This is a genomic window from Streptomyces sp. MP131-18 (assembly GCF_001984575.1).
GTDB lineage: Bacteria > Actinomycetota > Actinomycetes > Streptomycetales > Streptomycetaceae > Streptomyces > Streptomyces johnsoniae.
In genome coordinates, this window is the sequence record NZ_LZNS01000001.1 from 4,731,645 (window position 1) to 4,756,309 (window position 24,665).

Annotated in this window: 22 protein-coding genes; 12 read left to right on the forward strand and 10 right to left on the reverse strand. The window is 72.6% G+C overall.

The window, feature by feature from the left end:
* The first annotated feature begins 430 nt into the window (after window positions 1–430).
* Window positions 431–1,492 carry a hypothetical protein gene (locus STBA_RS21545; protein WP_077060823.1) on the forward strand — a complete coding sequence of 354 codons (1,062 nt, stop codon included), beginning with the start codon at window positions 431–433 and terminating at the stop codon, window positions 1,490–1,492.
* Window positions 1,493–1,515: 23 nt separating this feature from the next.
* Here the strand turns inward: STBA_RS21545 and STBA_RS21550 are convergent, their stop codons facing one another.
* On the reverse strand, window positions 1,516–2,340 hold the full coding sequence (locus tag STBA_RS21550) for a TetR/AcrR family transcriptional regulator (RefSeq protein WP_077063486.1): 825 nt from the start codon (window positions 2,338–2,340) through the stop codon (window positions 1,516–1,518).
* 100 nt (window positions 2,341–2,440) lie between these two features.
* On the opposite strand from STBA_RS21550, the gene STBA_RS21555 reads away from it, so the two are divergent.
* Both STBA_RS21555 and STBA_RS21560 read left to right on the forward strand, forming a co-directional pair.
* Entirely contained in the window at window positions 2,441–3,418 is a 978-nt protein-coding gene (locus tag STBA_RS21555; protein ID WP_077060824.1) for an ATP-binding cassette domain-containing protein, read from the forward strand.
* Window positions 3,415–4,248: an ABC transporter permease gene (locus STBA_RS21560; protein WP_077060825.1), complete on the forward strand. Its 834-nt coding sequence runs from the start codon at window positions 3,415–3,417 to the stop codon at window positions 4,246–4,248. The genes STBA_RS21555 and STBA_RS21560 overlap by 4 nt, the downstream gene beginning before the upstream one ends.
* Before the next feature lie 73 nt (window positions 4,249–4,321).
* Here STBA_RS21560 and serC read toward each other — a convergent pair whose 3' ends face one another.
* From serC to STBA_RS21595, 7 genes are all read right to left on the reverse strand, one after another.
* Window positions 4,322–5,440 carry a phosphoserine transaminase gene (gene serC, locus STBA_RS21565; RefSeq protein WP_077060826.1) on the reverse strand — a complete coding sequence of 373 codons (1,119 nt, stop codon included), beginning with the start codon at window positions 5,438–5,440 and terminating at the stop codon, window positions 4,322–4,324.
* A 68-nt stretch (window positions 5,441–5,508) separates the two neighbouring features.
* A complete protein-coding gene (locus STBA_RS21570) occupies window positions 5,509–6,729 on the reverse strand; it encodes a cytochrome P450 (protein ID WP_077060827.1) in 1,221 nt (406 codons plus the stop codon).
* Window positions 6,726–7,877 carry a cytochrome P450 gene (locus STBA_RS21575; protein ID WP_253195256.1) on the reverse strand — a complete coding sequence of 384 codons (1,152 nt, stop codon included), beginning with the start codon at window positions 7,875–7,877 and terminating at the stop codon, window positions 6,726–6,728. Before STBA_RS21575 ends, STBA_RS21570 begins: the two co-directional genes overlap by 4 nt.
* 95 nt (window positions 7,878–7,972) lie before the next feature.
* Complete coding sequence (locus STBA_RS21580; RefSeq protein ID WP_077060829.1) at window positions 7,973–8,623, reverse strand: ATP/GTP-binding protein; 651 nt, start codon at window positions 8,621–8,623, stop codon at window positions 7,973–7,975.
* Window positions 8,604–8,960: a DUF742 domain-containing protein gene (locus STBA_RS21585; protein ID WP_077060830.1), complete on the reverse strand. Its 357-nt coding sequence runs from the start codon at window positions 8,958–8,960 to the stop codon at window positions 8,604–8,606. The genes STBA_RS21580 and STBA_RS21585 overlap by 20 nt, the downstream gene beginning before the upstream one ends.
* Entirely contained in the window at window positions 8,957–9,385 is a 429-nt protein-coding gene (locus tag STBA_RS21590; RefSeq protein ID WP_077060831.1) for a roadblock/LC7 domain-containing protein, read from the reverse strand. The genes STBA_RS21585 and STBA_RS21590 overlap by 4 nt, the downstream gene beginning before the upstream one ends.
* On the reverse strand, window positions 9,382–10,869 hold the full coding sequence (locus STBA_RS21595; RefSeq protein ID WP_077060832.1) for an ATP-binding protein: 1,488 nt from the start codon (window positions 10,867–10,869) through the stop codon (window positions 9,382–9,384). Before STBA_RS21595 ends, STBA_RS21590 begins: the two co-directional genes overlap by 4 nt.
* A gap of 208 nt (window positions 10,870–11,077) precedes the next feature.
* Here STBA_RS21595 and STBA_RS21600 point away from each other — a divergent pair, with 208 nt between their 5' ends.
* The 6 genes from STBA_RS21600 to STBA_RS21620 all read left to right on the forward strand — a co-directional run bounded on the left by STBA_RS21600 (window position 11,078) and on the right by STBA_RS21620 (window position 19,033).
* Window positions 11,078–13,900: an FAD-binding and (Fe-S)-binding domain-containing protein gene (locus STBA_RS21600; RefSeq protein ID WP_077060833.1), complete on the forward strand. Its 2,823-nt coding sequence runs from the start codon at window positions 11,078–11,080 to the stop codon at window positions 13,898–13,900.
* Between the two features lie 113 nt (window positions 13,901–14,013).
* Window positions 14,014–14,208 (forward strand): hypothetical protein, encoded by a 195-nt coding sequence (locus tag STBA_RS37250; RefSeq protein ID WP_143659544.1) that lies wholly within the window; start codon window positions 14,014–14,016, stop codon window positions 14,206–14,208.
* Entirely contained in the window at window positions 14,205–15,131 is a 927-nt protein-coding gene (locus STBA_RS21605; RefSeq protein ID WP_079252077.1) for a 3-hydroxybutyryl-CoA dehydrogenase, read from the forward strand. Before STBA_RS37250 ends, STBA_RS21605 begins: the two co-directional genes overlap by 4 nt.
* A 183-nt stretch (window positions 15,132–15,314) precedes the next feature.
* On the forward strand, window positions 15,315–16,574 hold the full coding sequence (locus tag STBA_RS21610) for a glucarate dehydratase family protein (RefSeq protein WP_077060834.1): 1,260 nt from the start codon (window positions 15,315–15,317) through the stop codon (window positions 16,572–16,574).
* Between the two features lie 40 nt (window positions 16,575–16,614).
* The gene (locus STBA_RS21615) at window positions 16,615–18,144 is read left to right on the forward strand and encodes a sodium:solute symporter family protein (RefSeq protein WP_077060835.1); all 1,530 of its coding nucleotides are present in this window, start codon (window positions 16,615–16,617) and stop codon (window positions 18,142–18,144) included.
* A 139-nt stretch (window positions 18,145–18,283) separates the two neighbouring features.
* Window positions 18,284–19,033 carry a methyltransferase domain-containing protein gene (locus STBA_RS21620; RefSeq protein ID WP_077060836.1) on the forward strand — a complete coding sequence of 250 codons (750 nt, stop codon included), beginning with the start codon at window positions 18,284–18,286 and terminating at the stop codon, window positions 19,031–19,033.
* Window positions 19,034–19,047: 14 nt separating this feature from the next.
* On the opposite strand, the gene STBA_RS21625 is transcribed toward STBA_RS21620, so the two are convergent.
* Window positions 19,048–20,139, reverse strand: coding sequence for a citrate synthase 2 (locus tag STBA_RS21625; RefSeq protein WP_077060837.1), 1,092 nt, complete (start codon window positions 20,137–20,139; stop codon window positions 19,048–19,050).
* Between the two features lie 310 nt (window positions 20,140–20,449).
* On the opposite strand from STBA_RS21625, the gene pdxH reads away from it, so the two are divergent.
* Both pdxH and STBA_RS21635 read left to right on the forward strand, forming a co-directional pair.
* On the forward strand, window positions 20,450–21,073 hold the full coding sequence (gene pdxH, locus STBA_RS21630; protein WP_077060838.1) for a pyridoxamine 5'-phosphate oxidase: 624 nt from the start codon (window positions 20,450–20,452) through the stop codon (window positions 21,071–21,073).
* Between the two features lie 396 nt (window positions 21,074–21,469).
* Window positions 21,470–22,858: a PAS domain-containing protein gene (locus tag STBA_RS21635; RefSeq protein WP_253194895.1), complete on the forward strand. Its 1,389-nt coding sequence runs from the start codon at window positions 21,470–21,472 to the stop codon at window positions 22,856–22,858.
* Between the two features lie 23 nt (window positions 22,859–22,881).
* Here the strand turns inward: STBA_RS21635 and STBA_RS21640 are convergent, their stop codons facing one another.
* Window positions 22,882–23,637: an SIS domain-containing protein gene (locus STBA_RS21640; protein ID WP_077060839.1), complete on the reverse strand. Its 756-nt coding sequence runs from the start codon at window positions 23,635–23,637 to the stop codon at window positions 22,882–22,884.
* Window positions 23,638–23,818: 181 nt separating this feature from the next.
* Between STBA_RS21640 and STBA_RS21645 the strand changes: the two genes are divergently transcribed.
* Complete coding sequence (locus STBA_RS21645; RefSeq protein ID WP_077060840.1) at window positions 23,819–24,511, forward strand: iron dependent repressor, metal binding and dimerization domain protein; 693 nt, start codon at window positions 23,819–23,821, stop codon at window positions 24,509–24,511.
* The last annotated feature ends 154 nt before the right edge of the window (window positions 24,512–24,665 follow it).

Here is a 24,665-nt window from a genome sequence, read left to right on the forward strand (position 1 = left end):
CCGGACGGCACGCACGCGTCTGCCCCTGTCCGTGGTGTCAACTGTTGTCACATTCCAGGTAGGTGCGAAGGCCATCCGTGTAGCTGCGGGTGAAAGCCTCGATACTTTCGAGCCGTTCGTCACCACTCCCGGCGTGGTCGAACCGGCGCACGGTGTGTCCGAGTGCCGCTCCGCTGTCGTGCCCGCCGGAGGTCACCTCGCCCGCCACCCGGCCCACGGGAGCCGGCTTCGGCGTGAACGGACAGGTCGGGCCGGTCCTGGGGCCGCGCGTAGGCGTTGCCGCTGCCGTCGTCGATCCCGTTGAGCCGGGTGCTGATCTCGCCCTGCGTGAACGCCACTTCCTGCCCCCCGGCACGGCGTGTGCGAATGGCTGCTCACCTTAGCAAGGCGCGGGTGAGGGCTTCGCGGGCCGGATGGCAGGCTTGAGGCCATGCTCTCCTGGACTCCGCCGCGGTCCGTGCCGCGCCGTGCCGCCGTCGGCGGCCTCGCGTGTGTGCTGCTCGCCGCCGCGCCGGTCGCGTTCGCCGCCGCCCCCGCCGAGGCGCCGCCGGCGTTCACGATCAGCGATCCGCGCATCACCGAGTCCAGCGGACTGGCGGCCAGCCGCCTGCACTCCGGGGTCTACTGGACCCACAACGACCAGGACGTGGCGCCCAACCTGTACGCGATCGACGGCGATACGGGGGAAACGCTCGCGACGATCACCCTCTCCGGGGCCACGGGACGCGATCTGGAGGCGATATCCCTGGGCCCCGACGGCGCCCTGTACGTCGGCGACATCGGGGACAACTACGACGGCGAGTGGCCCGAGGTGTGGATCTACCGCCTGCCCGAGCCGGAGCAACTGGCCGACGCCACCGTGACCCCGGCCGTGTACCGGGCGACGTACTCCGACGGGCCGCGGGACGCCGAGGCGCTGATGGTGCATCCGGAGACCGGCCGGGTCTATCTGGTCAGCAAGAAGCAGGACGGCGGCGCCGCCCTGTACGCGGGCCCGGCGGAGCTGTCCGAAACCGAGCCGAACGTGTTCGAGCGCCAGACGGATATCGACCTGTGGGTCACGGACGGCGCGTTCTCGCCCGACGGCACGCGGCTGCTGCTCCGCGGCTACTTCACGGCCCGCATGTACCGCTTCGCGGACGGCGTTCCCGAGCCGATCGAACGCCGGGTGATCCCGCCCGTCCAGCGGCAGGGCGAGTCCGTGACGTTCACGCCCGACGGCCGGACCCTGATGTTCGGCACCGAGGGGGAGGGCAGCCAGGTCGAGCCGGTGGAACTGTCGGGTGACCTCCTCCCGGAGAGTGCCGCGGCCCAGGAGGCGCGGGAGGACGAGGACGGCGGCGGCGACGACGGCGGAACGGACGGTGCCGCCGGCGGGGACGAGGGGGACGAGGGCGGGCTCTCGGTGGGCGTCACCACCGCGCTGGTCGTGGGCGTACTTGCCGTCCTCGGCCTGCGCCGCCTGCTGCGCGGCGGCGGCACCCGTTCCTGACCCCGCGGCGCGGCCGGGCCGCCTCAGGTGTCCGCGGGGCCGTCGCAGACGGCGGCGGTTTCGGTTTCGGCCTCGGCCTCGGCTTCGGGGCGGTCCTCGGGGAGGGTGGCGAGGAAGGCCGCGATGCCGTCGAGCACGCGGTCGATGCCGAAGCGCACCACCTCCTCCTCCGGCACGTCGAAGGCGCTGGCGGGCAGCGAGAAGACGTGCGGGTAGCAGCCGCTGGCGTACGCCGTCTCCATGATGGGGGCCTGTGCGTTCCAGAACTCCTCGTCGGTGACCCGGGTGTCCTCCTGGGCCTGGTGCAGCAGGACGTAGTGCCTGGCGGTGCCGGTGACGTAGGCGTCGATGGTCATGATGATCTTGATGCGCTCCTGGGCGGTGAGGCCGAGCCCGTCGAGCACCGCGAGGAAACGGTCGAAGCCGAGCAGGGCGTTGGGGCCGAGCAGCGGGCGTGACTGGTTGACCTGGAGCAGCCAGGGACGGGCCAGGTAGTGGCGGTAGGTGCCCCAGGCGATCCGGGCCAGGCCCGCGCGCCAGTCCTCCTCCTCGGGGGGCGCCGGCCCGCTGTCGATGCCTTCGATGTGGTCGAGCATCAGGTCGAGCAGCTCGCCCTTGCCCGGGATGTAGCGGTAGAGCGTCATCGTGCCGACACCCAGCTCGGCCGCGACCCGGCGCATGGACAGGGCGGCCAGCCCCTCCCGGTCGGCGAGGGCGACGGCCGCTTCGACGATCGCGGTCAGCGTGAGCCCGGGCTTCGGGCCGCGGGCGGGCCGCTCCTGGACCTGCCACATCAGTTGGAGGCTGCGGCTGATGTCCCCGCTGCCGCTGCTGTGCGTCGTCGTCATGATGCGGGCCATCCTAGGGCGGGACATTTACTGGGTACGGTGTACGTTATTTCGAGTACAGTGTACCCAGTGAGGGTTCACCTACCCATGGAGGGGGCGTATGGCGTCCGAATCCGAGTTCTCGGTCGTCGCCGAAGGGCTGCGCAAGCGGTACGGCGACAAGACCGCCCTCGACGGCCTCGACCTCGCGGTGCCGCGCGGCGCGGTGTACGGCCTGCTCGGGCCGAACGGCGCGGGCAAGACCACCTGCGTCCGCATCCTGTCGACGCTGCTGCGCGCCGACAGCGGGCAAGCTTCGGTCGGCGGCCACGACGTGCGGCGCGAGCCGCGCAAGGTGCGCCGTCGGATAGGCATGACCGGGCAGAACCCGGCGGTCGACGAGATACTCACCGCCCGGGAGAACCTGCGGATGTTCGGGCGGCTCTTCCACCTCGACCACGCGATGGCGCGGCGCAGGGCGGAGGAGCTGCTGTCCGAGTTCAGCCTCGTGGAGGCGGCGGACAAGCAGGTCAAGACGTACAGCGGCGGCATGCGGCGCCGGCTCGACCTGGCGGCCAGCATGATCCTGGCGCCCGAGGTGCTGTTCCTCGACGAGCCGACCACCGGCCTCGACCCGCGCGGCCGCAGCGAGGTGTGGGACGCGGTCCGCGGGCTCACGGCCCTGGGCACGACCGTGCTGCTCACCACCCACTACCTCGACGAGGCGGACAAGCTCTCCGACCGCATCGTCCTCATCGACAACGGACGCAAGATCACCGAGGACACCCCGGCCGGTCTGAAGCGGGCCGTGGGCGGGGACCGCATCGAGGTGGTCGTGTCGGCGCCGGCCGACGTGCCGGCGGCCGTCAAGGCCGTCGCCCGCGTCACGCGCGGCGTCGGGCCCGAGACGGACGAGGAGGGCCTGCGCGTGCACGCGCCGGTCAGCGACGGCGTCGCGGCCCTGACCGAGGTGGCCAGAACGCTCCAGGAGAACGGGGTCGTGTGCGAGGACATCGGGTTGCGCCGCCCGACGCTCGACGAGGTCTTCCTCCGGCTGACGGGGAAGGACAAGGAGACGGAGAAGGGAACGGACGCATGAGCACGACGACACCGGCCGCCACCGGGCTCGACGGACCGGAACGGCGGCTGTACTGGGCGTTCGTCGACTGCTGGACCATCGTCAAACGGGACTTGACCCACCTGGTCAAGCAGCCCTCGCTCATCGCCTGGCAGCTCGGCTTCCCGATCGTCTCGGTGCTGCTGTTCGTCTACGTCTTCGGCAGCGCCATGGACGTGGGCGGGGGCGCGGACTACAAGGACTTCGCGCTGCCCGGCATGTTCGCCATGACAATGGCGTTCGGCTTCATGAACACGGCGATGGCCGTCGTCATCGAGAAGGAGCGCGGTGTCACCGACCGGTTCCGGTCGATGCCGATGTCGCCGTCCGCGGTCGTCGCCGGGCGGGGCGTCTCCGACGTGCTGCACGCGGGGCTCGACCTGGCCGTGATGGCGGCGATCGCGCTGGTCATCGGGTGGCGCTCGGACGGCTCGCTCATGGCGACGCTCTACGCGTTCCTGCTGCTGCTCCTGCTGCGGTTCGCGCTCATCTGGATCGGCGTGTGGATCGGCCTGCTGGTGCCGAACACGGAGGCGGCGGGCAACCTGTTCGCCGTGGCGTTCCCGTTCGGCATGATCTCGTCCGTGTTCACGCCGCCGTCGATGATGCCGGACTGGCTGGGCACCATCGCCATGTGGAACCCGGTGTCCGCCACCGCCAACGCGATCCGCGACCTCTACGGCAATCCGCTGCCCACCGGCAGCAGTTGGATCGAGGAGAACGCAATGCTGATGGCCGTGGTCTCGCCGCTGATCATCACCGCGGTCTTCCTGCCGCTGGCCGTGCGCCGTTACCAGGCCCTCGGCAAGTAGGTGCCGGTGCCCGCGAAGCCGCGGTGCCCGGCGGGGGTCAGACCGCCGGGCACCGCGTCGTTCCGCTGCCGGGTCAGAGGCGCTCGATCACGTAGTCCACGCACACCGTCAGGGCCTCGACGTCCGCCGGTGCCACGGCCGGGTACATCGCGACCCGCAGCTGGTTGCGGCCCAGCTTGCGGTACGGCTCGGTGTCCACGATGCCGTTCGCCCGCAGGACCTTGGCGACGGCCGCCGCGTCCACGCCGTCCGCGAAGTCGATCGTGCCGACCACGTGGGAACGCTGCTCGGGGTCGGTCACGAACGGAGTGGCCATCTCGGACTTGTCGGCCCAGCCGTACAGCCGCGCCGCCGAGTCCGCCGTCCGCCGCACGGCCCAGTCGAGCCCGCCCTGGCCGTTGATCCAGTCCAGCTGGTCGGCGAGCAGGAACAGGGTGGTCAGCGCCGGGGTGTTGTACGTCTGGTTCTTCCTGGAGTTGTCGATCGCCGTGGGCAGCGAGAAGAACTCCGGGATGTGCCGGCCCGAGGCGGCGACGCGCTCCACGCGCTCCAGCGCGGCGGGAGAGAACGCCGCGACCCACAGCCCGCCGTCGGAGGCGAAGGACTTCTGGGGGGCGAAGTAGTAGACGTCGGTCTCGGTGATCTCGACGGGCAGGCCGCCGGCGCCCGAGGTGGCGTCGACCAGCACGAGCGAGCCCTGGTCCGCGCCGGGCACGCGGTGGATGGGCGCGGCGACGCCGGTGGAGGTCTCGTTGTGGGTGAGGCAGTAGGCGTCCGCGCCGCGCTCGGCCCTGGGCACCGGGTGGCTGCCCGGGGCCGCGGAGATGATCGTCGGCTCGTCCAGCCACGGGGCCTTGCTCGCCGCCTTGGCGAACTTGGCGGAGAACTCGCCGAACGACAGGTGCTGCGACTTGGCCTCGATGAGGCCGTGCGTCGCGATGTCCCAGAACGCGGTGGAGCCGCCGTTGCCGAGGACGACCTCGTAGTCCTCGGGCAGGGACAGCAGGGCGCGCACGCCGTCGCGGACCTGGCCCACCAGGTTTTTCACGGGCGCCTGGCGGTGGGAGGTGCCGAGCAGGGAGCTGCCGGTCGCGGCCAGGGCGCTGAGCGCCTCGGTGCGCACCTTGGAGGGGCCCGATCCGAACCGGCCGTCGGCGGGTTTGATGTCAGCGGGAATCTGGATATCGGCCACGAGCCGGAGCGTAGTCCCTTGGACGCCGAAACCGCACATCCGGCTCGTGACGTGGACAGCAGCGGGTGTCAGCCGAGCCGGACGGGCAGTTCGGCCAGGTCGTTCTGCGTGACGATGGGCATATTGCGCAGTTCCTCGTCCGGCACGGCCAGCGTGAGGCCGGGGAAGCGGTCGAACAGCGCGGGCAGCGCGATGCGGGCCTCCAGCCGCGAGAGGGACGCCCCCGGGCAGATGTGCGGGCCGTGGCCGAAGCTGATGTGCCGGATCGGGCCGGGCCTGGTGATGTCGAACCGGTCGGCCGTCTCGCCGTACTGGGCGGTGTCCCAGCCGATGGCGCTGTAGGAGATCACCAGCCCCTCGCCCTTGGCGATCACGGTGCCGTCGACGTCGATGTCCTCGGTCGCGAACCGCATCAGCAGATGCGAGGCGGGGGTGTTCCAGCGCAGCGTCTCCTCGACCACCGTCTCCCACGGCACGGCGCCGGAACGCACCAGGTCGAGCTGGTCGGGGTGATTCAGCAGGGCGCGCACCGCGTGCGTGATGAGGCTGATCGTCGTCTCGTGCCCCGCGGCGACCATCGCCTTCAGGTTGCCGACGACCTCCTCGTCGGTCAGCGGCTCGCCGCCCTCGTCGGCCAGGATCAGCGCGCTGGTCAGGTCGTTGCCGGGGGCCGCCTTCTTGTCGGCGACCATCTTGGTGAAGAACTCGTCGAGTTCTTCGATGACCGCGAGGCGGGTGTCCTGCGGGGTGAGCATGCTGAAGAACGCCTTGTACAGCCGGTGCAGCCGCGGCTGTTCGGTGTGGTCCACGCCCATCAGCTCGCTGACCACGGCCATCGGCAGCGGCAGCGCGAAGACGGCCTTGAGGTCCACGGCCGCGCCGTTCGCGCCGCGGGCGGCGAGGTCGTCGAGCAGGAGGTGCGTCTGCTCCTCGATGTAGGGGGTCAGCTCCGTCACCCGCCGCGCGGTGATGGCCTGCGCGGTCTTGGCGCGCAGCCTGCGGTGCTCGGGGCCGTCGACGGTGAACATGCTGCGGCCGGCGTCGATCATGCCGATGAGCGGCCACTGCCGCGTCACCTCGCCCCGCTGCCAGAGGTCCCACTGGCCGATGTCCTTCACGAGCCTGGGGTCGGTCAGCAGCTTCCTGGCCTCGGCGTGGCGGGTGACCGTCCAGACGGTGACCTCGCCGGGGAGTTCGATGCGGGCCAGGGGGGTGATCTCGCGCAGCCGGCGGGTCTCTCCCGGCCGGTCGCGCACGAGCGGGTCGAGGGGGACGACGGGGCAGGTCATCTCATGCCTCCAACGGCGGGGGTCGGGGTGAACCGGACCGGCAGCACCGTCATGCCGCGCAGGAACGGGGACGGGCGGCGTTGCAGCGTCCGGGGGGAGACGGACAGATCCACGTCGGGGAGCCGGTCGAGCAGCACCTCGATCCCGGTACGGGCGATCACCTCGGCGATCTCCTGGGCCGGGAACGGGCAGCGGAACTCGCCGTGCGAGAAGGAGAAGTGGGCGTTGTTGCCGCCCGCGTGGGCGTGCCCGGTGCCCTGCACCTGCGGGTCGCCGTGGGCGCCCTGGAGGCCGAGCAGCAGCATGTCGCCCGCCTGGATGTGCTGCCCGCCGAGCCGGGTGTCGCGGGCGGCCCAGCGACCGGCGAGGATCTGGGTCGGGGTGTCCTCCCACAGCACCTCGTTCATGGCCTCGCCGACGCTGTGCCGGCCGCCGGAGAGCGAGGCGGCGAACCGGTCGTCGGTGAGCATCAGGCGCAGCGAGTTGCCGATCCAGTCGGAGGTCGGCAGGTGGCCGGCGGCGACGATCGCCTGGAGGTCGAGGACGTACTCCTCGTCGGTGAAGTCCTCGCCGTGCGCCAGCATGCGGGAGGTGACGTCGGCGCCGGGCGCGGCGCGCTTGCCGGACACCAGGCGCTGCATGGCGCCGGTGAGGTACTTGTGGCCCGCGATGGCGTCCTCGCCGCCGTCGGCCAGCGCGTTGATGGCGCGGGTCAGTTCGTGGCTCTCGGCGTCGGGGAAGCCGATGACGCGGCCGAGGACGAGGATCGGCAGCATCTTGGCGTAGTCGCCGATCAGTTCGGCCTCGCCGAGGCCGCAGAACGAGTCGATCAGGCCGTCCGCGATCTCCTCGGCGTGGCGGCGCAGCTCGAACGGGTCGACGGCTTCCAGGGCGGGCACGACCATGCCGACGTGCCGCTGGTGTTCTGCGCCGACCGTGTAGTAGATCGACGGCTGGCGGCGGTTGACCATCGGCAGCAGCGGCCAGTCATCGGGGATGACCGGCCACTGGTTCCACAGGCCCATGTCGCGCGTGAACACGCCGGTGTCGCCCGTGACGTGGTGCAGTTCGCGGTAGCCGATCACCAGCCAGGCCGGGATGTCGCCGGGCAGCACGACGGGCACGACGGGACCGTGCTGCTGCCGCATCTCGCGGTACAGCTCGGCCGGGTCGGTGTGGAACCTGGGCCCGCTCAGCGGCACCGCGCCGGGCGCGGCGGTGGGGGGCTGCTTCGGCTGTGTCGTCACGGTGTGGTCTTCCGGGCGGTGGCGGAGGCGGTGGAGGTGCCGGAGGCGGTGGAGGCGGCGGAGAGGGCGTGCAGGTGCTCGACGAGGGTGATCAGGACGCCCTTGCTTGACGCGCGCGACCTGGCGTCGCAGTCGATGAGCGGGATCGTCTCGGACAGGTCGAGGGCCTCGCGCACCTGCTCCGCGGTGTGCGCGGGGCCGCCGAAGTCGTTGCGGGCCACGATGAACGGGGTGCCGTGGTGCTCCAGGCGGTCGATGGCGTACCAGGAGTCGGCCAGCCGGCGGGTGTCGACGAGGACGACCGCGCCGAGCGTGCCGGCGAACAGGCGGTCCCACAGGAACCAGAAGCGCTCCTGGCCCGGCGCGCCGAACAGGTAGAGCACGGTGTGGGCGTTCAGGCTGATCCGGCCGAAGTCGAACGCCACGGTGGTGGAGGTCTTGCCGCGGACGGCGGAGGGGTCGTCGATCCCCTGGCCCGCCTGCGTCATGATCTCCTCCGTGTTCAGCGGCCTGATGTCGCTGACGGAGCGGACCATGGTCGTTTTGCCGACGCCGAAGCCGCCGACCACCACGATCTTCAGGCCGTTGTCTGCGGAGCTGCCCAGCGGGGTGCGGACGGCCGGTCGGTCAGAGGTTGCGGAGTCCAACGAGTACCTGCTCAAGGAGATCGGTGTCGGGCAGTTGGGCCGCACCCGCGGTCATGCGCGGGTGGCGTGCGGTGATCCGGCCCAGGGCGAGCAGGTCGCTGAGCAGGATCTTCACGATGGAGACCGGCAGGTTGAGGTGGGCGGCGACCTCCACGACGGCCGTCGGATGCTCGCACAGCCGCAAGATCCTGACGTGCTCCGACTGCATGCCGGTAGCGGGCTCGCATTCGCTCACCACGAGCGTGACCAGGTCAAAGGCGTCCGTCTCCGCGCGGCTGCGGCCCCCGGTGAGGGTGTACAGCCGGTCGGGGTCGTCGTCCCGGCCCGGGCGGCTCATGCCGGTCCGCCGCCTTCGGCGAACTCCTCGCGGGGCGGCGCGCTCAAGTGCTCGCCCAGCTGCTCGACGAGTTCGTTCATGTTGTGGCCGATGAGGCCGACGTCGGCTTCGTCGTCGGCCACGATCGCCAGGTGGGCGCCGTCCCCGGCCTCCACGATGAACAGGATTCCGCCGTAGAACTCGGTCATCGACTGGCGCACGCCGCCGGTGCCGTCGCCGAATTCCATGGACGCGCCGTGCGACAGGCTCTGGATGCCCGCCGAGATCGCGGCCAGCTGGTCGGCCTGGTCCTCGGACAGCTCCGGGGTCCGGCACAGCTTGAGCCCGTCGCGGGAGAGCACGAGCGCGTGCCGGGCGCCCGGCGTGCGCGACAACAGGCTTTCCAGCAGCCAGTCGAGCGATGCTCCCGTGGTGGGTGCGGTCATGGGGTTTCGTCCTCCGGGTGGGAAGTCGAGGGGGCGGGTGCCTCGGGCTGCGTGTCGCCCTGGCCCCGTACGGCGCGGCGGAACGCGCCGAAACGGGCGGCGGATTCTGCCGGTGAGTGGGCCGCGGACGACGATGGCCGCGGCTGCCTGGTGACGCTCTGCGGGTGGGCCGCGAGCGTGCGCCCCCTGCGGCGCTTGGGCAGGCCGCTGTCGCCATACTCGACGAGTTCTTCGTCGGCCGGTGCGGCGGGGGCGTGTTCGGCCGTGGCGAGCGGCGCGTCCGCCACGGCGGGCGCGGGCGCGTGCGCGGCGGCGCGTTCGTCCGTGGTGCGTTCCGCCGTGATGGGTTCCGCCGTGATGCGTTCGGGGGCGGCGGCGGGCGCGGGGGTGGCCGTGACCTTCGGGCGGCTGATCAGCTCCTGCGGAATCATCATCAGCGCGCCGGTGCCGCCGCGCGCCGAGGGCCGGAAGGACACGGTCAGTCCGTGCTTGCGCGCCAGGCAGCCGACGACGGCGAGGCCGAGGCGCGTGCCGGAGAGCGAGGTCAGGTCGAGGGGTTCGCCGGAGACGGCCCGTTCCGCGCGGCGCAGCGCGACGTCGCTCATCACCAGGCCGCTGTCCTCGACGGTGAGGATGACGCCGGCCGGCACCTCCTCCGCGTACACGTGGACCTCGGCGGTGGGCGGCGAGAAGTTCGCCGCGTTGTCGAGGAGTTCGGCCAGGGCGTGCATGACGCCCTCGGCGGCGTGGCCCGCGATGGCCACGTCCACGGCCGAGTGCAGCCGAATCCTGCGGTAGCCGCTGATACGGCCCATGGCGCCGCGCAGGATGCTCTCCATGACGATCGGCTTGGCCCAGCGCCGCCCGGAGCGGGCGCCGGTGAGCACGGCGATGCTGTCGGCGAGCCGCCCGGCCTGGGCGGTGCGGTGGTCCAGGTGCAGCAGGTCGCCGAGCACCGTCTCGTCGCTGTGCCGGTGCTCCATGTCCCGCAGGTCGGCGAGCATGCTGGTGGCCAGGGCCTGCATGCGTCCCGCGGCGTTGGCGCTCGCGGCCATCGCGGCGGCCTTGCCCGACTCGCCGCGGCCCACCTCGACGGCCAGGGTGCGCAGGACGCGGCGCAGCGCCTCGTCCTGCGGCTGCCCGGTCGCGGCGAGCGCGCTGTCGGCCGCGGCGCCGTCGCGCAGGCGTGCCACCACCTCGGGAACGGTCTCGTCCGCGAACCGGGCGGTCTCGGCGTCGCGCGCGGCCGTTTCGGCGTCGCGCGCGGCGGCCGTGGCGCGAAGCTGCCGAATCGTGCCGCGGGCGTGGGCGGTGGTGACCAGGGCGGCGGTCAGCAGGAACGCCGCCGCTCCCGCACCCCAGGCGGTCTCGCCGCGGAAGGACTCGGGTGCGGCATAGACCGCCCCCAGCCAGCCACTTCCCGAGACGATCAAGGAGACGAGGAGGGCGAGCAGCAACTGCCGCAGAGGGGGGCGCTCCGTCATGTGCCGAGGAACCTCATGGGGGTTGGTCGTACGGTACCTGTCAATTCGGCAAGACTATAGGCGCGTTAAAGATCCTGGAAGCAAAGATTGTGATAGCGACGGGTGTTGCTGTTGATTACTTTCGCGCATTCCCGGACATGAGCGATCATTGCGGGGCCGCGGTGCGCCCGCGTGGCAACCGCGTGCCGCAGGGTGCACGCTGTGGGGCATGGAGAACGTGACCGAACTGGCCGCGGCGCTGCGCGCGTCCGTGCGCGGCGAGGTGGAATTCGACGCCGCGGCCCGCGCACTGACCACCATGGACGCCTCCAACTACCGGCGGGTCCCCGTCGGCGTGGTCGCCCCGCGCGATGCCGACGATGTGGCCGCCGCGCTCGCCGTGTGCCGGGCACACGGCGCGCCTGTGGTGCCCCGCGGCGGCGGCACCAGCATCGCCGGGCAGGCCACCGGCACCGGCGTGGTCCTCGACTTCACCCGCCACATGAACCGCGTTCTGAGCCTCGACCCCGAGTCGAGGACCGCCGTCGTACAGCCCGGCGTCGTGTGCGACTCGCTGCGCGCCGCCGCCGTGCCGCACGGCCTGACCTTCGGCCCCGACCCCTCCACCCACAGCCGCTGCACGCTCGGCGGCATGATCGGCAACAACTCCTGCGGCTCGCACTCCGTCGCCTGGGGCACCACCGCGGACAACGTGCACGAGCTCGAGGTCCTCACCTACCGCGGCGATCCGGCCCGCCTGGCCCGCGGCGGCGTGGACGGGCCCGGGCCCCTGCGCGCGGGCGCGGAGGAGCTGGTGGCCGGCCACCTCGCGCTGCTGCGCACCGGCTTCCCCGACCTGCCGCGCCGCATCTCCGGGTACGCGCTCGACGAGCTGCTGCCGGAGAAGGGCCGGGACTGGGCCCGCGCGTTCACCGGCAGCGAGGGCACCCTCGGCGTGCTGACCGAGGCCACCGTCCGCCTGGTCGCGGCCCCGCCCGCGCGGGCGCTCGCCGTGCTCGGCTACGCCGACGAGTCAGCCGCGGCCGAGGCCGCCGCCGGTCTCCTCGCCCACGGCCCGCTGACCGTCGAGGGCATGGCCGCCGACCTGGTCGGCGAGGCGGCGCGCGACGCCCTGCCGCGCGGCGGGGCCTGGCTGTTCGTGGAGGCGGGCGGCCGGCACACCGCGGAGGCAGAGGCCGCCGCCCGCGCCCTGTGCCGCGCCGCGGCCGACGGCACCACCGGCCGGGCCGTGCTCACCGACCCGCTCGACCAGCGCGCGCTGTGGCGCATCCGCGAGGACGCCTCGGGCCTGGCCACCCGCATGCCCGACGGCGGCGAGGCGTGGCCCGGCTGGGAGGACTGCGCGGTGCCCCCGGCCCGGCTCGGCGCCTACCTGCGGGAGTTCCGCGGCCTGCTCGCCGACCACGGCCTGCGCGGCATGCCCTACGGCCACTTCGGCGACGGCTGCATCCACATCCGCATCGACTTCGACCTGCTGACGCCCGCCGGCATCGCCCGTTTCCGCGACTTCGGCACCGAACTGGCCGCACTGGTCGCCGCCCACGGCGGCTCGCTGTCCGGCGAGCACGGCGACGGACTGGCCCGCGCCGAGCTGCTGCCCCGCATGTACGGCGACGAACTCGTCGGCGTCTTCGGCGCGTTCAAGGATCTGTGGGACCCCGACCGAGCCCTGAACCCGGGCGTGCTCGTCCACCCCGCGCGCCTGGACGACAACCTGCGCTTCACCGGGCTGCCCGCCCGCCCGGTGCCCGTCGCGTTCGCCTACCCGCACGACGGCGGCGACTTCTCCGCCGCGGTACGCCGCTGCGTCGGCGTCGCCAAGTGCCGCGAGACCAGCGCGGGCACGCAGGTCATGTGCCCCTCCTTCCGGGCCACGGGCGAGGAACAGCACTCCACCCGCGGCCGGGCCAGGCTGCTGCACGAGATGCTGACCGGCGAGGTGGTCACCGACGGCTGGCGCTCCACCGAGGTGCGCGACGCGCTGGACCTGTGCCTGTCCTGCAAGGGCTGCCGCAGCGATTGCCCGGTCGGCGTCGACATGGCCACCTACAAGGCCGAGTTCCTGCACCACCACTACGCCGGGCGCCGCCGGCCGGCCGCCCACTACGCCATGGGCCGCCTGCCGCGCTGGCTGCGCCTGGCCGCCGCGCTGCGCCTGGCCCCGCTCGCCAACGCCGCCGGGCGCGTTCCGCCGCTGGCCGCGCTCGCCAAACGGGCCGGCGGCATCGCGCCGGAACGGCCCATCCCCGCGCTGGCGCGCCGCCCGTTCACCCACTGGTGGCGCACCGAGGGGGCGGCGGCGGCCCGCGCGGACGGCCGACCGGTGGTGCTGTTCCCCGACACCTTCACCAACCACCTGTCCCCGGCCGCGGGCCGCGCCGCCGCGGCCGTCCTGGGGGCGGCCGGGCTGCGCGCCTCGGTGCCGGCCGGGCCGGTGTGCTGCGGCCTCACCTACGTCTCCACCGGCCAGCTCGACCAGGCCAAGGCGGTGCTGCGCCGTACGCTCGGCACCCTGGAGCGGGCCGCGCCCGGCGACGCGCCCGTCACCGTTCTCGAACCGCCCTGCGCGGCAGCCCTGCGCACCGACCTGCCGGAACTGCTGCCGGACGACCCGCGCGCCCACGCGCTGGCCGGGCGCGTCCGCACCTTCGCGGAGACCCTCGCCGAGTACGCGCCCGACTGGGAGCCGCCGCGCCTCGACCGCTCCGTCGCCGGGCAGACGCACTGCCACCAGCACGCGGCGCTCGGCGACACGGCCGACCGCGCGCTGCGCGACCGCGCCGGGCTCACCGGGCCGCTGTCCACCGGCTGCTGCGGCCTCGCGGGCAACTTCGGCTTCGAGAAAGGGCATTACGAGGTGTCCGTGGCCTGTGCCGAGGACCAGCTGCTCCCCGCGGTGCGGGCGGCGGCGCCGGACGCGGTGCTGCTGGCCGACGGCTATTCCTGCCGCACCCAATTGGAACAGCTCGGCGGTCACCACGCGCGTCACCTCGCGGAGGTGCTCGCCGAGGCACTCGCCGATGAGCCGTGACCCTGCGCCGGCCGTTTCCAGCCCACGTCAACGGGGCTGACCACCCGCAGGAATTCACCGTTCCGCTGCCATCATCCGGAGAATACCGGCTGCCTCATGAAAGGCCATCGTCCATGACCCCATCCCCTATCGGAATACCGGGCACCGGTTCCTGCGCGCCGGAACGCCACATCGGCAACGGGGAAATAGCCGTGCACCTCGACATGCCCGAGAAGTGGACAGAGAAGCGCACCGAGATCGCGGGCCACCGGTGGGCCGCGCCGCACGAGGCGGGCGCGAGGCTCCTGCACCGGGTGGGTGCCGCATGACCGCCGGACGGCCCGCCGCGGGGGCGGGCACGGACGGGGCGGCCCCCCAACCGGCCGACGGCGGCGCGGACTTCGCGCGGGTGGGGATCGTCGGCTGCGGGCTGATGGGCTCCGGCATCGCCGAGGTGTGCGCGAAGGCGGGGCTCGACGTCCGGGTCGCCGTCACCGGCGACGCCTCGGCCAGGCGCGGCCGGGAGCGGATCGCCGCCTCGCTGGACCGGGCGCTGGGCAAGGGCCGCATCACCGAGGCGGAACGGGAGCGGGTCCTGGGCCGGATCACGCTCACCACCGCGCCGGAGGACCTGGCCGACCGGCAGCTGGTGATCGAGGCGGTGCGGGAGGACGAGGCGACCAAGGCGGAGCTGTTCACGCTGCTGGACAAGGTGGTGGCCGATCCGGACGCCGTCCTCGCCTCCAACACCTCCTCCCTTTCCGTCATGCGGCTGGCCCGCGCCACCAACCGCCCGGGGAAGGTGCTCGGCACCCACTTCTTCAGCCCCGTGCCGGTCCTGCCGCTGGTGGAGATCACCGGTTCGCTGCTGACCGAGCCGGCCGTCACCGACCGCGTCACCGCGTTCGTCACCGAAACGCTCGGCAAGCAGGTCGTGCACGCGCCCGACCGCGCCGGTTTCGTCGTGAACGCGCTCCTCGTGCCGTACATCGTCTCCGCCGTCCGCATGGCCGAGTCCGGGTTCGCCGAGCCCGAGGTCATCGACCGCGGCATGCGGGCGGGCTGCGCCCACCCCATGGGCCCGCTCGAACTCGCCGACATGATCGGCCTCGACGTCGTCCTGTCGGTGGCCGAGGCGCTGCACGCCGAGTTCCGCGAGCCGCACCTCGCGCCGCCGCCGCTGCTGCGGCGGATGGTCGAGGGCAATCTGCTGGGCCGCAAGACCGGCCGCGGCTTCTACCCCTACGGCTGACCGCGCGGCACGCGCCGCGCCCGACCGGTCGCCCGGAGTCCCGGGCGGCCGGTCGGTCTGCCATGCAGAAATCTGAAATGTGGCCCGCGTTCACACTCTTGACGCTGCCATGCCCCCCTCCTATGGTGGCGAAGTCCGTTCATGAGAATGTCTTCTGTTCAGATACATGAATCGGCTGGGGCCATGCGCATACGCGAAGTACACGTCACTCCCGTCGCCTTCCGAGACCCACCGCTCCTGAACGCCACCGGTGTCCACGAACCGTGGGCGCTCCGCACCGTCGTCGAGGTCGTCACCGACGAGGGCCTCACCGGCCTCGGCGAAACCTACGGCGACCTCTCCCACCTCGACCGGGTGCGCGCCGCCGCGCGCGAGCTGACCGGGGTGAGCGTCCACGCCCACCACGCGCTCTACGCCGCGGTCGCCGCCTCGGTCGGTGCCGACGTCGTCACCGACCAGCACGGCCTCACCGGAGCCGGCTCCAACCAGAAGACCGTCGACGCCGTGTTCTCGCCGTTCGAGGTCGCCTGCCTCGACATCCGCGGCAAGGCCGCCGGGCTGCGCGTGGCCGACCTGCTCGGCGGGCCCGTCCGGGACGCCGTCCCCTACAGCGCCTACCTCTTCTACAAGTGGGCCGGCCACCCGGACGCCAAGGAGGACCGGTTCGGCGCCGCGCTCGACCCGGACGGCATCGTCGCCCAGGCCCGGCTGTTCATCGAGGAGTACGGCTTCGCCTCCATCAAGCTCAAGGGCGGCGTCTTCGCCCCCGACGAGGAGGCCGAGGCCGTGCGCGCGCTGCACGACGCCTTCCCCGGACTGCCGCTGCGCATCGACCCCAACGCCGCCTGGACGCCCGCCACTTCCATCCGGATCGGCAACGCGCTCGGCGGCGTGCTCGAATACCTGGAGGACCCGGCACCCGGCATCGGCGGCATGGCCGAGGTCGCCGCCCGCGTCCCGATGCGGCTGGCCACCAACATGTGCGTCGTCACCCACGACCACCTGCCGCCGGCCATCGCGCAGCGCGCCATCGGCGTGCTGCTCCTGGACCACCACTACTGGGGCGGGCTGCTGCGCTCCGCCCAGGTGGCCGCGCTGTGCGGCACGTTCGGCCTCGAACTGTCCATGCACTCCAACAGCCACCTCGGCATCAGCCTCGCCGCCATGACCCACCTCGCCGCGGCCACGCCCAACCTGAACCACGCCTGCGACACCCACACCCCGTGGCAGGACGGGCAGGACGTCGTGGCCCCCGGCGCGCTCCGTTTCACCGGCGGCGCCGTCCCCGTGCCGGAAGGCCCGGGGCTCGGCATCGAACTCGACCGCGACGCCCTCGCCGTCATGCACGAGCAGTACCGCACCTGCACCGTCAGGCGGCGCGACGACACCGCCTACATGCGCAGCTTCGACCCGGACTTCCAAGCGAAACGCGCGCACTGGTAACCCGCCCAGGCACCCCCGTCCCCTTCCCTTAGGAGCCGCGATGTCCGCGTTGGACTGGATCGTGGTCGCTGGCTACTTCCTCGTCGTGGTCGCCATCGGCTGGTGGTCGAAGAACCGCATCCACAGTGTGGCCGACTTCTTCACCGCCCGGGGGCGCATCCCCTGGTGGCTCTCCGGCATCTCGCACCACATGTCGGGCTACAGCGCGGTGATGTTCGTCGCCTTTGCCGCCGTCGCCTACAACGACGGGATCACCATCTACTTCTGGTGGCCGCTGACCATCGGGCTCGGTGTCGGCATCGGTGCGTTCCTCTTCGCCGCCCGCTGGAACCGGCTGCGCGCCAAACACGACGTCAAGTCACCGCTCGAATACCTCGCCCACCGCTACAACCTGCCCACCCAGCAGGTCCTCGCCTACAGCGGCGCGGCCCTCAAGGTCGTCGACATCGCCGCCAAGTGGGTCGCGATATCCGTCCTGCTCCAGGGCTTCGCGGACATCCCGCTCGAGTGGGGCATCATCTTCACCGGCGTCGCCACCATGGCCTACATGACGGTCGGCGGCCTGTGGGCCGATGTCCTCACCGACATGGGCCAGTTCGTCATCCAGGCCGTGGCCGGCGTCGCCATGCTGATCGCCGTCATGGCGGAGCTGGGCGCCGACTTCCCGTTCGCCATGTGGAACGACCTGCCCGACGGCCGCGGCGACCCGATCGCCGGCTCCGTCACCACCTGGCTCGTCATCGCGTTCCTCTTCGTCAAGACCTTCGAGTACAACGGCGGCATGTGGAACCTGGCGCAGCGCTACATGGCCTCGCCCTCCGGCTCCGCCGCCCGCCGCTCCGCCCTTCTCTCCAGCGCCCTGTGGCTGGTCTGGCCGCTGATCCTCTTCCTGCCGATGATCGCCGCGCCGCTGATCGTGCCCGGCCTGTCCAACGGCGAGGAGTCGTACATCGAACTGTCCAAGGAGCTGCTGCCCGCGGGAATGATCGGCCTGATGCTCGCCGGGTTCTTCTCGCACACGATGGCGATGGTCGCCTCCGACTCCAACGTCATCACCGCGGTCATCACCCGCGACATCGCCCCGGTGCTCGTCCCGAGGGTCAGGGACTTCTCCGAACGCACGCAGCTGACGTTCGCCCGGATCACCACCGTCCTCTTCGTCACGCTCAGCATGACGATCGCGATATCCACCGGCGGCGAGGGATTCGTCCTCGATACCGTCGTGGAACTCGTGGCCGCCACCATGGGGCCCATCTCGATCCCGCTGATGCTCGGCCTGCTGCCATGGTTCCGCCGTAACGGGCCCACCGCGGCCATCACGTCCTGGGCCGGCGGCCTGATGGTGTGGTACTTCGTGCGCTACATCGTCGAGGACGCCACCCAGGCGGCCATCGTCGGCCTGCCACTCCTGACGTCCCTCGTCCTCTACATCGGCCTCGGCCTGATCAAGCCCGAGGGCACCGACGAACGGGACGCGCTGATCGACTCCCTCAGCACCGACCCGGACGACACCGATTCCGCCGCCGCCGAGCGGCAGCCCGCCGGGGAACGGGAGGTTCCCACCGCCTGAACCGATCCCCCCACGGATGGCCGGGCCCGCCGCCCCCTGCCCGGGCGGCGGGCCCGTCCGCCGTGCCGGGGGCGTGCCGGGGGTGTGCCGGGAGTAATGCGGTTGCCGAACCGCCGCGGACGGCACAGACTCCGGCCCCATGACGCTGCGATACCACGAGATTGCCGAGGCCAGGCACCGCATCCTCAACCCGCTGACCGAGGCCAAGCTGGACCTGCTGGGCGGGATCTGCGGGCTCGCGCCCGGCCGGCGCGTGCTCGATCTCGCCTGCGGCAAGGGCGAGATGCTCTCCCGCTGGGCCCGCGCGCACGGTGTGGCGGGCCTCGGAGTCGACATCAGCGAGGTCTTCCTCGCCGCGGCCCGCGCCCGCGCCGCGGATCTTGACGTGGCCGGCCAGGTCACGTTCGAGCAGGCCGACGCCGCCGCCTGGGCCGCGGAACGGGCCGGCGGCACGCCGTTCGACGTCGTCTCCTGCATCGGGGCCACGTGGATCGGCGGCGGGCTCGGCGGCACCCTCGGCCTCATGCGGCCGCTGGTCGCGGACGACGGGCTGCTGCTGGTCGGGGAGATCTACTGGGCCGAGGACACCGTCCCCGCCGAGGCCCACGAGGCCCTGGGCATCGGCCCGGAGGACTGCGCCACGCTCGCCGGAACGCTGGACCGGTTCCAGGAGGCCGGCTGCGAACTGATCGAGATGACGCTCGCCGACGGCGACAGCTGGGACCGTTACGCCGCCGCCCAGTGGCACACCACCAGCGACTGGCTCCGCGACAACCCGGATGCCGAGGACGCGGCCGAGATCCGTTCGCTGCTGACCTCCTCACGCCGCGCCCACCTCGCCTACCAGCGCCGCTACCTGGGCTGGGGCGTCTTCGTGCTGCGCCCCTGAACGGGCGGGCCCGCTCAGCCGCCGTATCCGGCGACCGACCGCGGTCCGCGGGCCGCCGGGCCGATGTAGCGGGCCGAGGGGCGGATCAGCCGGCCCGTGCGCTTCTCCTCCAGAATGTGCGCCGACCAGCCCGCCGTCCGCGCGCACGTGAACATCGCCGTGAACATGTGCGCGGGCACCTCCGCGAAGTCCAGCATGATCGCCGCCCAGAACTCCACGTTGGTGGCGAGCACCCGGTCCGGACGGCGCTCCCGCAGCTCCGCGAGCGCCGCCCGCTCCAGCGCCTCCGCCACCTCGAACCGGGGCGCGCCCAGCTCGCGCGCCGTGCGGCGCAGCACTCGCGCCCGCGGGTCCTCCGCGCGGTACACCCGGTGCCCGAAGCCCATCAGCCGCTCGCCCGCGTCCAGCGCGCGCCGCACGTAGCCGGCGGCGTCGCCGCTGCGTTCGATCTCCTCGATCATGCCGAGCACGCGCGAGGGCGCGCCGCCGTGCAGCGGACCTGACATGGCGCCGACCGCGCCGGAGAGCGCGGCGGCGACGTCCGCGCCGGTGGAGGCGATGGTGCGGGCGGTGAACGTCGACGCGTTCATGCCGTGCTCGGCCGCGGAGATCCAGTACGCGTCGAGCGCGGCCACGTGCTGCGGGTCCGGCTCGCCGCGCCAGCGGCGCAGGAAGCGTTCCGTGATGCTGTCCGCCTTGTCGATCTCGCGCTGCGGCACCATCGGCAGCCCGGCGCCGCGCGCCGACTGGGCGACGAAGCTGAGCGCCATCACCGCGGCGCGCGCCAGATCCTCCCTGGCCCTGGCGGCGTCGATGTCCAGCAGCGGACGCAGGCCCCACACCGGCGAGAGCAGCGCAAGCGCGGCCTGCACGTCCACCCGCACGTCGCCCGAGCGGACCGGGATGGGGAACGGCTCGGCCGGCGGCAGCCCCGGCGTGAACGCGCCGTCGACCAGCAGCCCCCACACCTGCTCGAACGGCACCTGACCCACCAGATCCTCGATGTCCACGCCGCGGTAGCGCAGCGTGCCGCCCGCGCGGTCCGGCTCCGCGATCTCCGTCTCGAACGCGACGACCCCTTCGAGCCCGGGCACGAACTCCGACATATATCTGCTCCTTCGGGCACTCGGCGCGCTGCGATTCTGGCGGTCACCTTAACGCCGGGTGGCCGCGGGCCGGAGAGCGCGGGACGAAAGCTCGCGACGTGCGCCACCGTCGGCCGTATGTTGCAAGATATGGCGCGTGTCCCACGCCGAGAACGCCGAGAACGCCGAGAACGCCGAGAACGCCGAGAACGCCGAGAACGCCGAGAACGCCGAGAACGCCGAGAACGCCGAGAACGCCGAGAACGCTGATACCGCCGAGAACGCCGATACCGCCGCCGGTGCCCCGCGCGCCCAGCTGGACCCCGCCGCCATGCGCGCCCGGTACCGCGCGGCCGGTCTCGACGAGAAGGACCTGGCCGCCGAGCCGTTCGAGCAGTTCGAGCGGTGGTTCACGCAGGCCGCGGGCAGCGGTCTGCACGAGCCGAACGCCATGATCCTCGCCACCGTGGATGCCACCGCCCGCCCCAGCACCCGCACGGTGCTGCTGAAGCAGTTCGACCGGCGCGGCTTCGTCTTCTTCACCAACTACGGGTCCCGCAAGGGCCGCGACCTGGACGGGAACCCGCACGTCTCCCTGCTGTTCCCCTGGCACGGCATCGCCCGGCAGGTCATCGTCCTCGGCACCGCGGAGCGCACGGGCCGGGCCGAGACCGCGGCCTACTTCCGCACCAGGCCGCACGGTTCGCAGCTCGGCGCGTGGGCCAGCGAGCAGTCCTCCAAGGTCGCCTCGCGGGCCCAGCTCGACCAGTTGTACGCGCAGCTCGCCGAGCGCTACCCGGAGGGGGCGGACGTGCCCGCGCCGCCGCAGTGGGGCGGCTACCGGATCGTGCCGCGGTCCGTCGAGTTCTGGCAGGGCCGGGAGAACCGGCTGCACGACCGGCTGGCCTACGTGCGCGCGGGCGAGGGCTGGACCGTCGAGCGGCTGTGTCCTTGAGAAGACCCGGCGGGCGCGGGGCGGGCACAAAAAAACGACCCGCGGGCCGTAGCCCCCGGTAGGCGCTCGATGCGCCCGCCGGGGAGCCGGCCGGACGATACCGGCGGCCCGCGGATCGGGTGACTGCTTGGGATTGGCCGGCGGAGCCGGCGCGCCACGTGTCGTGGTACGACGGCCGTTAGGCCGCAGTCACCTCACGCGTCCGGTTGTCATACATCTGCCGAACCACCTCCCTTCTCGTGTACCCCACACGGTAGGCGGCCCCCCGGAAGCACCACAACCGAATTTCGGTGCGGCAACGAGATTCGCTGAAACCCTATGTGACGGACGTCACGATGCAGTTGAATGGTCCGGCGCACGCGACCGGCGCTCATTCTCCTGTGCTGGGGGTATCAGGTGACCACTCCTTCCGAGACTCAGTCCGCGCACCGCGTTTCCGATGACCGCCTGCTGTCGGCCCTGCTCGACGGCATGGACGCGGCCCTGTTCGCCGTGGACAGCGGCGGGCGCATCACCCACTGGAACCGGCAGGCCGAGCGCCTGCTCGGCTGGACCGCCGAGCAGGCGGTGGGACGCAAGGGGCTCGGCGGCTGGGCGGTGCGGGACGCCGACGCGACCGACGTGAACGACCGCCTGCTCGGCGTCCTGCGGCGCACCGCGGACCCGTCGGGCCGCCAGGTGCAGGAGTTCCCCCTGCTGCGGCGCGACGGCGGGCGGCTGCTGGTCCGCGCGCAGGTCAGCGCGGTGCGGGCGCCCGACGGGCGCAGCACCGGGGCGTACTGCGCGTTCAGCGAGGTGCACGCCCAGCTCGACCTCGAACGGAACCTGTCGCTGAGCGAGGCGCTGCTCGCCGACTCCCCGTGGGCGGTGCTGATCGTCGACCCCGACCTGCGCACCGTCGCCGCGAACGGCCGTGTCGCGCAGGCGCTGGACATCACGCCCGTGGACATGCTGGGCGAGCCGCTCGCCGAGTTCTTCGGCACCGGGATGGAGGAGCTGGAGAGCGCCCTGGAGCACACCCTGGCCGGACAGGCGCCGGACGGGCCGGTGGAGCTGTGGCTCACGCAGGCCGAAGACGCCTGCCGCGAGGACCAGTTCGGTATTCCGCCGGTGCCCGCCGCGGGCGGGCACCGGCGCTGCCTGCTCGGCGGGTTCCTGCGGCTCGGCTCCCCGCTGGCGCCGCAGGCGCCGCCGCTGGGCGTCGCCTGGATCTTCCAGGACGTCACCCACTCCCGGCGCGCGGGGCAGGGCGCGGCGCGGCGCGCGTTCCGCGACGGCCAGCTGAGCCGGGCCTCGCGGGCGGCGGCGGAGTGCGAGGACCCGCGCGAGGCGGCCATGCTGCACCTGCACTACGCGCTGGCCGGGTTCGCCGAGCACGCGCTGCTGGACGTGGCCGTGCCCGGCACGGTCGCCGCCCAGGCGCCGGGTCTGGTGCGGACGGCGGAGAGCCCGGCCGCGTTCGCCCCGCCGGTGGGCACGGCGGGCGTGGCGGTCCCCTACCGTCCCGGCCACCCGGCGCTCCAGGCGTTCGAACGCGGGGTGCCGGTGCGGACGACGGGCGGAACGGGCCGTTCGGACTGGGCCGCGGAGCACCGGTGGCCGCCGGAGGCGGAGCACGCGCTGTGCGTGGTGCTGCGCAGCCGCGCCAGGAGCCTGGGCGTGCTGACGTTCCTGCGGGGCCACGGCCGACGCCCGTTCGACCGGGCGGACGCGGCGTACGGCGAGGACGTGGCGCTGCGGCTGGCCGCGGCGGTGGACCTGGGCGGTGCGGCCGGCGCATGCTGAGCCGGGCCGGCCGCCCGGTCGGCTCAGCGGCGCCAGAGGATCTGGTCGGCGCGCTCCGCGTACACCCGTTCGTTCCACTCGATGCCGCCGTCGACATTCCCGGAGCGCAGCAGCGGCGGCTCGGTACCGTCGGCCGCCAGGCGCCCGACGGCCTCGGCGACGAGGGCCTGGAGCAGCGCGCAGGTCACGACGGTGGAGGCGGGGGCGAACGGGGCGCCGATGCCGTCCGCGGTCAGGGTCGTGTCGCCGACCGGGATACCGCTGTCGAGAACCAGATCGCAGTGGTCCTTCAGGAACGCGCCCGAGGGGTGGCGGGAGGTGGTCTCCGCGGTGTAGGCGACGGAGGTCACGCCGATCACCGTGAGCCCGCGGGACCTGGCGTGCGCGGCCATCTCGACGGGCAGCACGTTCCGCCCGGACAGGGAGATGATGATGAGCAGGTCGCCGGCGGCGGCGGAGCTGTTGTCGAGGACGGCGGGGCCGAGGCCGCCGACACGTTCGAGCGCGCTGCCCAGGGTGGCGGGCATCACGTCGACCCCGGTGGTGCCGGGCACCGACAGCAGGTTGACCAGGGCGAGGCCGCCCGCCCGGTAGACGAGGTCCTGCGCCGGGAGCGCGGAGTGCCCGGCGCCGTGGGCGAACAGCTTGCCGCCCGCGGCGACGGTGCCGGCGACCAGCGCGGCTCCTTCGGCGATGTGCGGGGCCTCCCGCTCGCGGACGCGGTGCAGCAGGCCGATCGTGGCTTCGAAGAACTCGTCGGCGAGCGTGATGTCGCTCATGTGTGGTGCGTCCCCTTGCTGGCCGTGGCGGTGCGGAGGCGGTTCCGCTGGGGCCACCGTAAAGGTCTGGACCAGTGGGGTGTCAATACGCATGCGCCCGGTTACCCGCGGCGGGATCGGTTGTCATCGCCGTGCGTCAGAATTGGAGCAGGGCCACCGCACGAGACTTCGAGGGGCACTTATGTCCGGACTCATCGACACGACCGAGATGTACCTCCGCACCATTCTGGAGCTGGAGGAGGAGGGCGTGATCCCGATGCGGGCCCGTATCGCCGAGCGGCTCGAACAGAGCGGGCCCACGGTCAGCCAGACCGTGGCGCGCATGGAGCGCGACGGCCTGCTGACCATCGCGGGGGACCGGCACCTGGAGCTGACGGACGAGGGGCGGCGCCTGGCGCAGCGCGTGATGCGCAAGCACCGGCTGGCCGAGTGTCTGCTGGTCGACGTGATCGGCCTGGAGTGGGAGCAGGTGCACGCGGAGGCGTGCCGCTGGGAGCACGTGATGAGCGACGCGGTCGAGCGCCGCGTGCTGGAGCTGCTCAACCACCCGACCGAATCGCCCTATGGGAATCCGATCCCCGGCCTGGCCGAGCTGGGGGAGAAGGGGGAGGTCGGCCCGTTTCTCGGCGAGGGCATGGTGGCGCTCGCCGATCTGGACGCCGACGGCGGGAAGACCGTCGTGGTGCGGCGCATCGGCGAGCCGATCCAGATGGACGCCGCCGTCATGCAGACGCTGCGCAGGGCGGGGGTACAGCCGGGGGCGTCGGTCAGCGTCACCGCGGGCCAGGCTGGCGCGGTGCAGGTCGGCAGCGGTGGCGAGTCGGCCGAGCTGGCGCACGACGTGGCGATGCACGTCTTCGTCAACAAGGGGTGAGACCGGGCCGGCCCGCCCCGCGGGTCGGCCCGGATTCCCGAGTCCGGCGGCCGTCGACCCTGAGACTTCGTCATCCGAAAGGGGAATCTTGGGCGGCAACTGCCCGGTGTTCGAATATTTATTCGATATCGTGGCCTCTGGAGGTACGGGGCGA